At 72.8% G+C, this 12,542-nt stretch carries 9 protein-coding genes; 5 read left to right on the plus strand and 4 right to left on the minus strand.

Annotated features, from left to right (window positions below; genetic code table 11):
• The first annotated feature begins 167 nt into the window (after positions 1 to 167).
• The 4 genes from mrcB (at position 168) to tsaB (ending at position 5,956) form a co-directional block, all read left to right on the plus strand.
• Entirely contained in the window at positions 168 to 2,561 is a 2,394-nt protein-coding gene (mrcB, locus tag K5L01_RS01715; RefSeq protein ID WP_250061377.1) for a penicillin-binding protein 1B, read from the plus strand.
• A 108-nt stretch (positions 2,562 to 2,669) separates the two neighbouring features.
• Positions 2,670 to 3,197 carry a tetratricopeptide repeat protein gene (locus tag K5L01_RS01720; protein WP_250061379.1) on the plus strand — a complete coding sequence of 176 codons (528 nt, stop codon included), beginning with the start codon at positions 2,670 to 2,672 and terminating at the stop codon, positions 3,195 to 3,197.
• Positions 3,198 to 3,230: 33 nt separating this feature from the next.
• Positions 3,231 to 5,255, plus strand: a complete 2,025-nt coding sequence (gene yoaA / locus K5L01_RS01725) for a DNA repair helicase YoaA (RefSeq protein ID WP_250063404.1) — start codon at positions 3,231 to 3,233, stop codon at positions 5,253 to 5,255.
• Entirely contained in the window at positions 5,252 to 5,956 is a 705-nt protein-coding gene (gene tsaB, locus K5L01_RS01730; RefSeq protein ID WP_250061382.1) for a tRNA (adenosine(37)-N6)-threonylcarbamoyltransferase complex dimerization subunit type 1 TsaB, read from the plus strand. The genes yoaA and tsaB overlap by 4 nt, the downstream gene beginning before the upstream one ends.
• Before the next feature lie 72 nt (positions 5,957 to 6,028).
• Here tsaB and K5L01_RS01735 read toward each other — a convergent pair whose 3' ends face one another.
• The 4 genes from K5L01_RS01735 to K5L01_RS01750 all read right to left on the minus strand — a co-directional run bounded on the left by K5L01_RS01735 (position 6,029) and on the right by K5L01_RS01750 (position 9,710).
• Positions 6,029 to 6,829, minus strand: a complete 801-nt coding sequence (locus K5L01_RS01735; RefSeq protein WP_250061384.1) for an SGNH/GDSL hydrolase family protein — start codon at positions 6,827 to 6,829, stop codon at positions 6,029 to 6,031.
• A 36-nt stretch (positions 6,830 to 6,865) separates the two neighbouring features.
• Positions 6,866 to 7,741, minus strand: coding sequence for a PhzF family phenazine biosynthesis protein (locus K5L01_RS01740; protein WP_250061385.1), 876 nt, complete (start codon positions 7,739 to 7,741; stop codon positions 6,866 to 6,868).
• 127 nt (positions 7,742 to 7,868) lie between these two features.
• Positions 7,869 to 8,729: a PhzF family phenazine biosynthesis protein gene (locus K5L01_RS01745; RefSeq protein WP_250061386.1), complete on the minus strand. Its 861-nt coding sequence runs from the start codon at positions 8,727 to 8,729 to the stop codon at positions 7,869 to 7,871.
• 108 nt (positions 8,730 to 8,837) lie between these two features.
• Positions 8,838 to 9,710: a PhzF family phenazine biosynthesis protein gene (locus tag K5L01_RS01750; RefSeq protein WP_250061387.1), complete on the minus strand. Its 873-nt coding sequence runs from the start codon at positions 9,708 to 9,710 to the stop codon at positions 8,838 to 8,840.
• A 206-nt stretch (positions 9,711 to 9,916) separates the two neighbouring features.
• On the opposite strand from K5L01_RS01750, the gene K5L01_RS01755 reads away from it, so the two are divergent.
• Positions 9,917 to 12,517, plus strand: a complete 2,601-nt coding sequence (locus K5L01_RS01755) for a bifunctional aspartate kinase/diaminopimelate decarboxylase (protein ID WP_250061388.1) — start codon at positions 9,917 to 9,919, stop codon at positions 12,515 to 12,517.
• The last annotated feature ends 25 nt before the right edge of the window (positions 12,518 to 12,542 follow it).

The following is a 12,542-nucleotide window of genomic DNA, read 5'->3' on the forward strand; positions in this document are numbered from 1 at the left end:
CGGGCGCCCGGGCGGCCCGGGCAGCGCCGCGCGCTCCACCGGGGCAGGGCCCGCCGGGCAGGGCCGCGTCCGGATCGTAAACACCTTCTGAGCAGGCCGGGGCGCGTTGGACCTGCCAGAGCGCGAGCCTGCGTTAGACTCGCCTGAACCTCCATTCTCGCATTCCCGTGCCGCGACGCTACGATTCCGACCAACTGGACGACGACACCGGGGCGCCCGGCCTGCGCTGGCGCGGCCGCCTGATCACCTGGGGACTGGCGGCGCTGGCCTTGGCGCTGGGCTTCCTGATTCCCTACACCGTCTATCTGAACACGCAGGTCACCGAGCGCTTCGGGCAACTGCGGTGGCAGATCCCGACCCGGGTCTATGCGCGGCCGCTGGTACTGGCGCCGGGCCTGGCGATGGATGCCACCACCTTGAAGACCGAGCTGGCGGCATCGGCCTACCGCGACGACGGTGCGGGCAGCGGTCCGGGTACCTACCGGCAGCAGGAGGGCCGTTTCACCATCTCCAGCCGCGGCTATGTCGACGTCGACGGCAGGGTCGCGCCGCGCCAGGTGGAGGTGGTGGTGTCCGGCGGGCAGGTCGCCTCGCTGCGCGACGGCGCCGAACGCAAGCCCCTGAAGGCCGCGCGCCTGGACCCGGCGCGCATCGCCACCCTGTACGGGCAGAAGCAGGAAGAGCGGCGGCTGGTGCGCATCGCCGAGACGCCGGAACTGCTGGTCACCGGCCTGCAGGCGGTGGAGGACAAGGATTTCAGCAGCCACCACGGCATCGACCTGAGCGGCATCGCGCGCGCGCTGTGGGTGACGCTGCGGTCCGGCGGCAAGGTCCGCCAGGGCGCGAGCACGCTGACCCAGCAGCTGGCGCGCAGCGGCCTGCTGGGCATCGGCAAGGAACAGACCGTCACCCGCAAGTTCAACGAGGTCCTGTACGCGCTGATCATCGAAGCGCGCTATGACAAGCCGGTGATCCTGGAGGCCTACCTCAACCAGGTCTACCTCGGGCAGCGCGGCAGCCAGGCGATCCACGGCGTGGCTTCCGGCGCGGAGTTCTGGTTCGGGCGCGATCTGCACTCACTGACCACCGAGCAGGTCGCCCTGCTGATCGGCCTGGTCAAGGGCCCCTCGTACTACGACCCGCGGCGCAACCCCGAGCGGGCGCAGGACCGGCGCGATTTCGTACTGGGCAAGCTGCACGAGAACGGGCTCATCGACCAGGCCGAATACCAGCGTGCGCTCAAGGCGCCGCTGGGAGTGCCGACGGTGCCGGGGCTGGTCGCCGCCAACCGGTTCCCGGCCTACATCGACCTGGTGCGCCGCCAGCTCGGCCACGACTATCCGGAAAGCGCACTGCAGGGCGCCGGATTGAATGTGTTCACCGGCATGTCGCCTTCCGCCCAGGCCTATGCCGAGGGCGCGGTGGCGCACACCGTCAAGTCGCTGGAGAACGCGCGGCGGCCGGCATTGCAGGCCGGGCTGGTGCTGACCGACGTGCACAACGGCGAAGTGCTGGCGGTGGTCGGCAACCGCGATGTCGCCGAGCCGGGCTTCAACCGTGCCATCGACGCGCAGCGCCAGGTCGGCTCGCTGCTCAAACCCTTCGTCTACCTGCTGGCGCTGGCGCAGCCGGACCGCTGGTCGTTGGCCACCTGGGTGGAGGACACGCCGGTCACGGTGCCGCTCAGCCGCGGGCGCGGCTGGACCCCGGGCAACGCCGACAACCGCAGCCATGGCACGGTGCGGCTGATCGACGCGCTGTCGCGCTCCTACAACCAGGCCACGGTGCGGGTGGGCATGGAGGTCGGGCCCGAACGCGTGACCCAGCTGATGCAGGTGCTGGCCGGGCTCAAGGCCGAGGCCAACCCCGCGGTGATCCTGGGGGCGACCGACCAGAGCCCCTACGGCATGGCCCAGCTGTACCAGTTCCTGGCCTCCGGCGGCCAGATCCAGCCGTTGCACGCGGTGCGCGGCGTGGTCGATGCCCACGGCACGCTGCTCAAGCGCTACGACAAGACCCCGGCGCCGGCGCAGGAGGGCGACTCCATCGCCGCCAACCTGATCAGCGTGGCGCTGCAGCAGGTGGTGGCCAGTGGCACCGCGGCGCGGCTCAATGCCGATGGCCTGGGCCGGCTGCAGCCGGCCGGCAAGACCGGCACCTCCAACGATGGCCGCGACAGCTGGTATGCCGGCTATACCGGCGACCACCTGGCGGTGGTGTGGATGGGCAACGATCAGAACGCGCAGACCGGGTTGTTCGGCGCCACCGGTGCGATGCGGGTCTGGTCGGGGATCTTCCGCAACCTGCCGAGCAAGCCGCTGCGGGTCGGAGGCCGCGGGATGGACTGGCAATACGTGTCGGCCGAAGGCTACAGCAGCACCGACGAGGGCTGTCCCGGTGCCCGGCGGCTGCCGTTCGTGGCCGGTTTCGCACCGCCCTACGCCTCCTGTGCGCCACCGCCGGCGCCGGAAGAAGAACGCGGTGGCGGCTGGCGGCGATGGTTCGGCCTGGACCGCAAGGACGCCGCGACCGAGGCACCCGCCGATGCACCGGCGCGTTAGCGCCGGGCCTGCCGCGGCGGCCTCCGGCGGCCCTTACAAGCGCGGCGTATTCGTATACGCTGCTGCGCCATCGCCCGCCATCGTGCGTCGCAACGCTCCGGTATCGTCATGAACAGCCTGCTTCCGCTCCGTTCCCTCCTCGCCGCCGTGGCCGCCGCCGTGCTGGCCGCCGCCTGCACCAGCACGCCGCCACCGCCGCCGCAGATCGATGCGACCTCCCCGGCGCAGCGCATGGCCGCGGTGCTGGCCGCCGCGGGCGTGGACGACAAGGAGCTGTCGGTGCAGCCGCTGCGTGATCCGCAGGTGGACGACCTGCGCGAGACCGCCGCCGCGCACCGCGAGGCCGGCGACCTGGCCGCGGCCGGCGAGGCGCTGAACCAGGCGCTGCTGCAGGTCGAGGACGACCCGGGCATCCTCCAGGAGCGGGCCGAGATCGCCCTGCTGCAGGGCGACTGGGCGCGGGCGGAGACGCTGGCGCGCAAGGCGGTCGCGCTGGGGTCGCGTACCGGGCCGCTGTGCCGCCGCCACTGGGCGACCATCGAGCAGGCGCATCTGGCGCGCGCCGAGCAGGAAAACGCCGCCTCGGCGCATGCGCAGATCGAACGCTGCACCGTGCCGGGCATCATCCGCTACTGATCCCGGCGCCGTCCGGGCGCTGGACAGGCCACGCTGATGTCGCTCGCCACCGCCAGCCGTGACGCCCTCAGCGAGGGCGGGGCGCTCGCCCGGCAACTGGATGCCTTCGTGCCGCGCACGGCGCAGCTGCGCCTGGCCGAAGCCATCGCCGATGCCTTCCAGCAGCGCGACGTGCTGCTGGCCGAAGCCGGCACCGGCACCGGCAAGACCTTCGCCTACCTGGTGCCGGCGCTGCTGTCGGGGCTGAAGACCATCGTCAGCACCGGCACCCGCGCCCTGCAGGACCAGCTCTACCATCGCGACCTGCCGCGGGTGCGGGCCGCACTCGGCGTCGGCCACCGCAGCGCGCTGCTCAAGGGCCGCGCCAACTACCTGTGCCGCTACCGGCTGGACCAGGCGCGCGGCGAACCGCGCCTGGCCTCGCCCGAACAAGCGGCACAGTTCCAGCGCATCGTCGCCTGGGCCGGCCGCACCCGGCACGGCGACATCGCCGAGCTGGACGGGCTGGCCGACGACTCGCCGCTGCTGCCGCTGGTCACCTCCACCGTCGACAACTGCCTGGGCAGCGACTGTCCGTTTTGGAGCGACTGCTGCGTGGTGCAGGCCCGGCAGCGGGCGCAGGACGCCGACCTGGTCGTGGTCAACCACCACCTGCTGCTCGCCGACCTGGCGCTCAAGCAGGAGGGCTTCGGCGAGATCCTGCCCGGCGCGCAGGCGTTCGTGATCGACGAGGCCCACCAGTTGCCGGAGCTGGCGGCGAACTTCTTCGGCGAAGGGTTGGGCATGCGGCCGTGGCAGGAGCTGGCCCGGGACTGCCTGGCCGAGTGCCGCGGCGTGGCCGGCGCGCAGCCGGTGCTGCTGCAGCCGGTGGCGACCCTGGAACTCGCGCTGCGGCAGCTGCGCGCGGCGATGGAAGCGCTGCCGCCGCGGGGGACCCAGTGGCGCGCGCTGGCGGTGCCGGCGGTGGCCGACGGCTTCGACGCGCTGGCCGCGGCACTGGCGCAGTTGCGCGATGCGCTGGCGCTCGTACGCAGTGCATCGCCGGGGCTGGAGGCCTGCCACGCGCGCGCTGTCGAGGGGGCCGGGCGGCTGGCGCGCTGGCTGGGCGAGGACGTGCCGCTGCCGGATTTCGATGCCGAGCCGGAGACGGCCGCCGTCGCGGACGGCAACGACGTGCTCTGGTACGAACTCACGCCGCGCGGGTTCCGCTGCCAGCGCACCCCGCTGGACGTCTCCGGACCGTTGCGCGACCACCGCCAGCGCTCGCAGGCGGCCTGGGTATTCACCTCGGCCACGCTGACCGTCGACGGCGGCTTCGACCATCTGGCCGCGCGCCTGGGCCTGGACGACCCGCACACACTGGTCCAGCCCAGCCCGTTCGACTGGCCGGTGCAGGCGCTGTGCTACCTGCCGCCGCGGCTGCCGGACCCGGGCGCGCGCGGCTTCGGTGCGGCGTTGATCGCGGCCCTGAGGCCGGTCCTGGAGGCCTCGCAGGGCCGTGCGTTCCTGCTGTTCGCCTCGCACCGCGCGCTGCGCGAGGCCGCTGATGCGCTGCGCGGCGGGCCGTGGCCGCTGTTCGTGCAGGGCGAGGCGCCCCGGGCCAGCCTGCTGCAGCGCTTCCGTGCGTCGGGCAATGGCGTGCTGCTGGGATCGGCCAGCTTCCGCGAGGGTGTGGACGTGGCCGGCGACGCGCTGAGCGTGGTGGTGATCGACAAGCTGCCGTTCGCGGCGCCGGACGAACCGGTCTACGAGGCGCGGCTGGATGCGATCCGCCGCGAGGGCGGCAACCCGTTCCGCGACGAGCAGCTGCCGCAGGCGGTGATCGCGCTCAAGCAGGGCGTGGGCCGGCTGATCCGCAGCGAGACCGACCGCGGCGTGCTGGTGCTGTGCGATCCGCGCCTGCTGACCCGCGGCTACGGGCGCGTGTTCCTCGATTCGCTGCCGCCGTTCCGGCGTACCCGCGAGCTGGCCGATGTGCAGGCCTTCTTTGCGCGACAATGGGCGTCGCCCACGGAACCGCCGCCGGCCCCCTTTCCCGATCCCGATGTGACCCCATGAAGCTGCTCGCCCTGGAAACCGCCACCGAAGCCTGTTCCGTCGCCCTGCAGGTGGACGGGCAGGTACGGGAGCGTTTCGAGATCGCACCGCGGCGCCATGCCGAGCTGCTGCTGCCATGGGCCGAGCAGCTGCTGGCCGAGGCCGGCATCGTCCGTGGGCAGCTGGATGCCATCGCCCTGGGCCGTGGGCCCGGCGCCTTCACCGGCGTGCGCCTGGCCATCGCCATCGCCCAGGGCATCGCGCTGGCGCTGGACCGGCCGCTGCTGCCGGTCTCCACCCTGCAGGTGCTGGCGATGCAGGCGTCCGGGGAGGCGACCCACGCGCTGGCCAGCATCGACGCGCGCATGGGCGAGGTCTATGCCGCGCGCTGCGTGCGCGACACCGAGGGCGTGATGCAGGTGCAGGGCGCCGAAGTGGTGATCGCGCCGGACGCGCTGCAGCTGCCCGACGATGGCAGTCGCTGGGCCGGCATCGGTACCGGTTTCAGCGCGGCCGAGGGCCTGCTCGCCACGCGCCTGCAGGCCCGGCTGTCGTCGGTCGATGCGCAGGCGCTGCCGCGCGCCTCGGACGTGCTGAAGATCGCCGTGCCGGCCTTCGCCCGCGGCGGGGGCATCGCCCCGGAACGGGTGCAGCCGGCCTACCTGCGCGACAACGTCGCGCTCACCCTGGTCGAGCAGCAGGCGCTGCGCGCCTCGCGCTGACCCGTCCGCCCGTGCCGGGCTTGCCCGGCACGGGCGTTGGCAGGATGGCCCGATGCGGGGAATGCCCCGCAGCTACCGGGGCCGTTTGTCGCTGTAATCCAGCATGGAACCGAGTTGTTCGAGCATCGTTGCGTCGTAGCGGATGCCCTGCGGCGTATCCGGTCGCGGTGCCGGCGCGTCGGCATCGCGCAGTTCGGCGTGCAGTCTGCTGTCGGGTGTGTAGATCGGTGCGGCCACCAAAAAGCCCTGTGCGGGGAACGTGCCGAACAGCGCACGGTGCAGCTGGGTTGCATCCAGCAGGGTAAGTGCCGGGCCGGGGTGCATGCCGTCGGCGTCGTACCAGGCAGATGAGGTGGCTTTACCGGACAACCGGCGCAGGCTTTCGGAAATCTCGATGTAGCCGATGCCGGCCTGCGTGGCGGCCGCGCGTTCTTCCTCGACAATGGCCGCCGAGGCGCGGGGAAGGGACGGGTAGCTGCCAAGCAGCAGCACCCGCGCGCCTGCTTCGCGACCGGCCCGGGCCAATGTCCGTACCGCCTGCCGGGACTGGCGGCAGGCCTCTTCGTCGGGCAGGCACACCAGGTCGCCACCGCGCTCCTGCAGCACAAGTACCGCCGGCCTGTAACGGACCAGCGCCCGTCGCACGGAGCCATCGGCCATGCGCTGGGCAAGCGTGGCGCCGCCCTGCACGATCATCGCGCTGTGGACGTCGTGCCCGTTGGCTCGGGCCATCGCGGCGAAGGTGGCCGGCAGATTGCCCACGTAGGTCAGGCTGTTGCCGACGAACAGGATGCGCTGTGCCGACGCCGGCTCCATCGCAAACGCAGGCATGCACCCGAGGAGCAGGAGCGACAGCGGCATCCATCGACGCATGGGGTGATCCGCCTGGAGTGTGTTGCGATGACCGGCCTACCAGTCGAGGGTTCCGCGGATCACCGTCTGCACCTGCCCGCCGGACCACACGTCGCCGTGTTCGTCGATGCGCAGCTCCAGCAGCGCGTCGTGGCCGACTTCGCGGCCCTGGCTGGCGGTGTAGCGCTTGCCGCTGCCGGGCAGGGCGTCGCGCTCGTCCAGCCACGCGGCGAGCACCGCGTTGGCGGCGCCGGAGGCGGCGTCCTCGAAGCGGCGGCCGTTGCCGACGAAGGCACGCACCGCCAGGTCGTGGGACGGACCGCCGCCGCGGGCGTAGGCGAACACGCCCATCGCGCCAGTGGCTTCGGCCAGCGTGGCGATGGCGTCCCAGTCGGGCGCGAGGGCGCGCAGCGTGGCCTCGTCGGCCAGTTCCACCAGCCACCAGCGGCGGCCGCCGTCCATCCGCACCGGTGGCAGCGCGCCCAGCGCCCAGCCGGCGATGGCCGGGCGCAGGCGCGGGTCATTCGCGTCCACGACCTCCGCCACCGATGCGCGCGGGGTGCGGATGGCGATGCGGCGCACGCCGTCGGTCTCGTCGACGCGCAGCGGCAGCTGGCCGGCGATGCCGTCCTGCACCAGCAGGCCGTCGGCCGGTGTGGCCAGCCCGCATTCCAGCACCGCATGCGCGCTGCCGACGCTGGGATGGCCGGCGAACGGCACCTCCTTCTGCGGCGCGAACATGCGGATGCGGTAACTGCTGCCCGGCGCGGTGGGCGCGAACACGAAGGTGGTTTCCGGGAGGCGGGTCCAGCGGGCGATGGCCTGCATGGCGGCATCGTCCAGGCCGTCGGCGTCGAGCACCACGGCCAGCGGGTTGCCGGTGCCGGGGCGCGGGGCGAACACATCCAGTTGCAGGAAGCGGCGAGGGGTCATGGGGGATTCCGTAAGTCGGGTCGGGAAGGCCGGGGGAGGACGCCCGGCGGCGGACAGGAAAACGGGGTGGCAGGCGGGCGCACGGCGTTCCCGGGACCGCTTCTGCCGGTGGGCGCCGGGAGCCGCTTCACCAGTCGATGCGTCCCTCGATGACCGGCTGCACTTCGCCGCCGATCCAGAGGTGGCCGTCGGCGTCCACCTGTACGTGGACCTCGCCGTTGCGGCCGCGCTCGCGGCCCTGGCTGGCGCGGTACTGCTGGCCGGGCGCCAGCCGGTCCTGTGCCAGCAGGTGGGCGGCGACCAGCGCATTGGCGCTGCCGGTCACCGGGTCCTCGTCGATGCCCGCGCCCGGTGCGAATGCACGCACCGCGTACTGGTAGCCGACATCCGGGCGCGCGGCGGGTGCGAACACGGCGAGCTTGCCGCTGCCGGGCAGGGCGGCGATGGCGGCCAGTTCGGGGGTGTAGCGGCGCAGTGCGGTTTCATCGCCCGCTTCCAGCAGCCACCAGTCCGGGCCGTTGTTCCACAGCGCCGGCCGCGCGGACGGGTGGGCCAGCCCGGCCAGGCCGGGCGGCAGTTCCGGCGCGGCGATGTCGCGGCGCACCGCCCGGGGGCTGCGCACATGGACCAGGCGGAAGCGGCTGCCACCCTGCACGCGCACCGGCAACTGTCCGGCGGCGCATTGCTGGACCAGTTGGCCTGCATCGTTCGGCGCGGCCAGGCCCAGTTCCACCGCGGCCCAGGCCGCGCCGACGCTGGGATGGCCGGCGAAGGGCAGCTCCATCTTCGGGGTGAAGATGCGGATGCGGTAGTCCGCGCCCGCTTCGGGCGGCAGGAAGAACACCGTCTCGGACAGGTTCAGCCAGGCGGCGATGGCCTGCATGGCGGCCGGGTCCAGGCCGTCGGCATCGAGCACCGCGGCCAACGGGTTGCCGGTGCCGGCGCGCGGGGCGAACACATCCAGCTGCAGGAAACGGCGTGCGGACATCGGGGGCCTCGGGGAAACGGATGGCGCGCAGCTTAGCCGGTCGCGCCGGGGCGTGCCCGCCGCGGGAGGGCGCGCCCTCCCGGCGCGCACCGCGGCGGGGGCGGGCGGTTACCAGTCCACGCGGCCGTCGATCACGCACTGCACCTGGCCGCCGATCCACACCGTGCCGTCGGCATCCACCTGCACCTGCACACGCCCGTCGCGGCCGACCTCGCGGCCCTGGCTGGCCACGTAGCCGCCTTCGCCGCCGGGCAGGGCGCCGTGGTGCCGCAGCCAGGCGCCGATCAGGGCGTTGGCGCTGCCGGTGACCGGGTCCTCCGGGACGCTCACCGCATCGCCCGGACAGAAGGCGCGCACCACCCGGTCATGGCCGTCGCCGTGTTCGTCGGCGAACACCGTCACGCCGGTCGCGCCGGTGGCGTTGCTCCAGTCGCGCACGGCGGCCATGTCCGGCCGCAGCTGGCGCACGGCGGCGGCGTCGCGCAGCGGCAGCAGCCACCAGCGCGGGCCGTTGTCCCACAGCTCCGGCACCTGGCCGTCGGCGGCCAGTACCTGCAGCGCCGGGGGGACCGTGCCCGGGGCGGTGGCCAGCCGCCGGGCCGGAGGACTGGCCAGCTGGATGCCGGGGGCCTCCGCGGGCCCCCGCACCCGTACCGGCAGCCGCCCGGCGGCGCATTGCTGGACAAGCGCGCCGCCGCGGGGCGTGGCGAGGCCGCAGGTCACCGCCGCCCAGGCGGCGCCGACACTGGGGTGGCCGGCGAACGGCAACTCGCTGACGGGGGTGAAGATGCGGATGTGGTAGTCGGCACCGGGGACGTCCGGACGCAGGAAGAACACGGTCTCGGAGAGGTCCAGCCAGGCGGCCAGCGCCTGCATCCGGTCGCTGGAGAGTCCATCGGCGTCCAGTACGACGCCCAGCGGGTTGCCGGTGCCCGGCTGGGGAGCGAAGACGTCCAGCTGCAGGAAACGGTGTGCGGCCATGACGGGAGGCGGGGGTGGGGGCGGGACGGCCAGCATAGGCAGCATGGGCGCGCGTCGCGAGTGCCGGCCGGCAGGTGCAGGACGCGGCCGACGGCAATGCAATGCAATTGCCCGCCAGTGGCGCCGCCGCAGGGTGGGGCATGGCGATAGAATCGACGGTTCCGCCCGCCTGCCGGGTCTTTCTCCCTACGTGAATCCTTCCGCCAATGGCCTCTTCCCGCCCCGTCGATCGCTGGATCGTCCTCAAGTTCGGTGGCACTTCGGTGTCGCGCCGCCATCGTTGGAACACGATCGGGGACCTGGCGGGAAAACGCGCGGAGGAGATCGGGGGACGGGCGCTGGTGGTGGTCTCGGCGTTGTCCGGGGTCACCAACGAGTTGACCGCCATCGCCGAGGGCGCGGCCGACAGCGCCGCCCGCGTGGACGCGCTGGTCACCCGCCACGGCGCCTTCCTGGAGGAACTGGAGCTGGGCCAGGAGGTGCTGGCCGAGCGCCTGGCGGCGCTGCGCGGGCTGCTGCAGGACCCGCGCGCGGCGGGCCGCCCCCTGGACTGGCAGGCCGAGGTGCTGGCGCAGGGCGAGCTGCTGTCCTCCACCCTCGGTGCCGCCTACCTGCGCAGCCGCGGCCTGGATGTCGGCTGGATGGATGCGCGGCACTGGTTGCAGGCGTTGCCGCCCTCGCCGAACCAGAGCGCGTGGTCGCAGCGGTTGTCGGTGAACTGCCAAGGGCAGGGCGGGGAGGATTTCGGGTCGCGTTTCGACGCCCAGCCGACCCGGCTGCTGGTCACCCAGGGGTTCATCGCCCGCCATGGCGACGGCGGCACCGCGATCCTCGGCCGCGGCGGGTCGGACACCTCGGCGGCGTACTTCGGCGCCCTGCTTGGTGCCCGTGGCGTGGAGATCTGGACCGACGTGCCGGGCATGTTCAGCGCCAATCCGAAGGACGTGCCCGACGCCCGCCTGCTGACGCGGCTGGACTACTACGAGGCGCAGGAGATCGCCACCACCGGCGCCAAGGTGCTGCATCCGCGCGCGATCAAGCCGTGCCGCGACGCCGGCGTGCCGATGGCCATCCGCGATACCGGGCGCCCGGACATGCCCGGCACCCGTATCGACGGCAGCGCCGAGCCGGTGCCGGGGGTCAAGGCGATCAGCCGCCGCAACGGCATCGTGCTGGTGTCGATGGAAGGCATCGGCATGTGGCAGCAGGTCGGCTTCCTGGCCGACGTGTTCGCGCTGTTCAAGCAGCACGGGCTGTCGGTGGACCTGATCGGCTCGGCCGAGACCAACGTCACCGTGTCGCTGGACCCGTCCGAGAACCTGGTAAGCACCGACGTGCTGGCGGCGCTGTCGGCGGACCTGGCGCAGGTCTGCAAGGTCAAGGTGATCGTGCCGTGCGCGGCCATCACCCTGGTCGGGCGCGGCATGCGCTCGCTGCTGTACAAGCTTTCCGACGTGTGGGCCACGTTCGGCCGCGAGCGCGTGCACATGATCTCGCAGTCGTCCAACGACCTGAACCTCACCTTCGTGATCGACGAGGCCGACGCCGACGGGCTGCTGCCGATCCTGCACGGCGAGCTGATCGACAGCGGCGCCATGCCGGTCTACGACGCGCAGGTGTTCGGCCCGCGCTGGCGCGAGATCATCGGCAGCGTACGCCCGCGGGCGACGCCCTGGTGGCGGGCACCGGCCGCGCGCAGCCGCCTGCTGGCGCTGGCCGCGCAGGGCACCCCGGCCTACGCCTACGACCTGGCGACGGTGCGCGAACGCGCGCGCCAGCTCAAGGCGGTGGCGGCCATCGACCGGTATTTCTACGCGATCAAGGCCAATCCGCATCCGCACATCCTGCGCGCCCTGGCCGAGGAGGGCTTCGGCCTGGAGTGCGTGTCGCAGGGCGAGCTGGAGCGGGTGTTCGCGGCGGTGCCGGGGATCGACCCGGCGCAGGTGCTGTTCACGCCCAGTTTCGCGCCCATCGACGAATACCGCGCGGCGCTGGCGCGGGGCGTCAACCTGACCGTGGACAATGTCGAGCTGCTGCAGCACTGGCCGGAAGTGTTCCGTGGCCGGGCGCTGTGGCTGCGCATCGACCTCGGCCATGGCGACGGCCACCACCGCAAGGTCAATACCGGCGGCAAGGAGGCCAAGTTCGGCCTGTCGGCACAGCGCGTGGAGGAGTTCCTGGAACAGGCGCGGGCCCTGGACATCCGCATCGGCGGCATCCATGCGCACCTGGGCAGCGGCGTGGAGAACAGCGGCCACTGGCAGCAGATGGTCGATGAGCTGGCCGGGTTCGCGCGCCGTATCGGCAGCGTGGAGGTGCTGGACATCGGCGGCGGGCTGCCGGTGCCGTACAGCGACGACGACGAGCCGTTCGACCTGGACGCCTGGGGCCGCGGCCTGGCCGCGGTCAAGGCGGTGCACCCGGCGTTCCAGCTGGCGATCGAGCCGGGCCGCTTCCTGGTCGCCGAGTGCGGAGTGCTGCTGGCGCATGCCACCCAGGTGGTGGAAAAGGACGGCGCGCGCCGGGTCGGCCTGGATGCCGGCATGAACGCCCTGCTGCGTCCGGCGCTGTACGACGCCTGGCACGACATCGCCAACCTGTCGCGGCTGGACCAGGCCTGCGACGCGGACGTCGGCGTGGTCGGCCCGATCTGCGAATCCAGCGATGTGTTCGCGCAGCGGGTGAAGCTGCCGCGCGCCACCGCGCCGGGGGACGTGATGCTGGTCGCCGATGCCGGCGCCTATGGATTCAGCATGGCCAGCACCTACAACCTGCGCGCGTTGCCGCGCGAAGAGGTCCTGCCGTGACCGCGGCCGCGGCGCCGGCCGGACG

The organism is Stenotrophomonas mori, assembly GCF_023556335.1.
Taxonomy (GTDB): domain Bacteria; phylum Pseudomonadota; class Gammaproteobacteria; order Xanthomonadales; family Xanthomonadaceae; genus Stenotrophomonas; species Stenotrophomonas mori.

Bases quoted from the DNA above. Each gene is read 5' to 3' on its own strand.
- K5L01_RS01720 (WP_250061379.1), top strand. From the start codon at position 2,670: ATGAACAGCCTGCTTCCGCTCCGTTCCCTCCTCGCCGCCGTGGCCGCC.
- tsaB (WP_250061382.1), top strand. From the start codon at position 5,252: ATGAAGCTGCTCGCCCTGGAAACCGCCACCGAAGCCTGTTCCGTCGCC.
- K5L01_RS01735 (WP_250061384.1), bottom strand. From the start codon at position 6,829: ATGCGTCGATGGATGCCGCTGTCGCTCCTGCTCCTCGGGTGCATGCCT.
- K5L01_RS01740 (WP_250061385.1), bottom strand. From the start codon at position 7,741: ATGACCCCTCGCCGCTTCCTGCAACTGGATGTGTTCGCCCCGCGCCCC.
- K5L01_RS01745 (WP_250061386.1), bottom strand. From the start codon at position 8,729: ATGTCCGCACGCCGTTTCCTGCAGCTGGATGTGTTCGCCCCGCGCGCC.
- K5L01_RS01750 (WP_250061387.1), bottom strand. From the start codon at position 9,710: ATGGCCGCACACCGTTTCCTGCAGCTGGACGTCTTCGCTCCCCAGCCG.
- K5L01_RS01755 (WP_250061388.1), top strand. From the start codon at position 9,917: ATGGCCTCTTCCCGCCCCGTCGATCGCTGGATCGTCCTCAAGTTCGGT.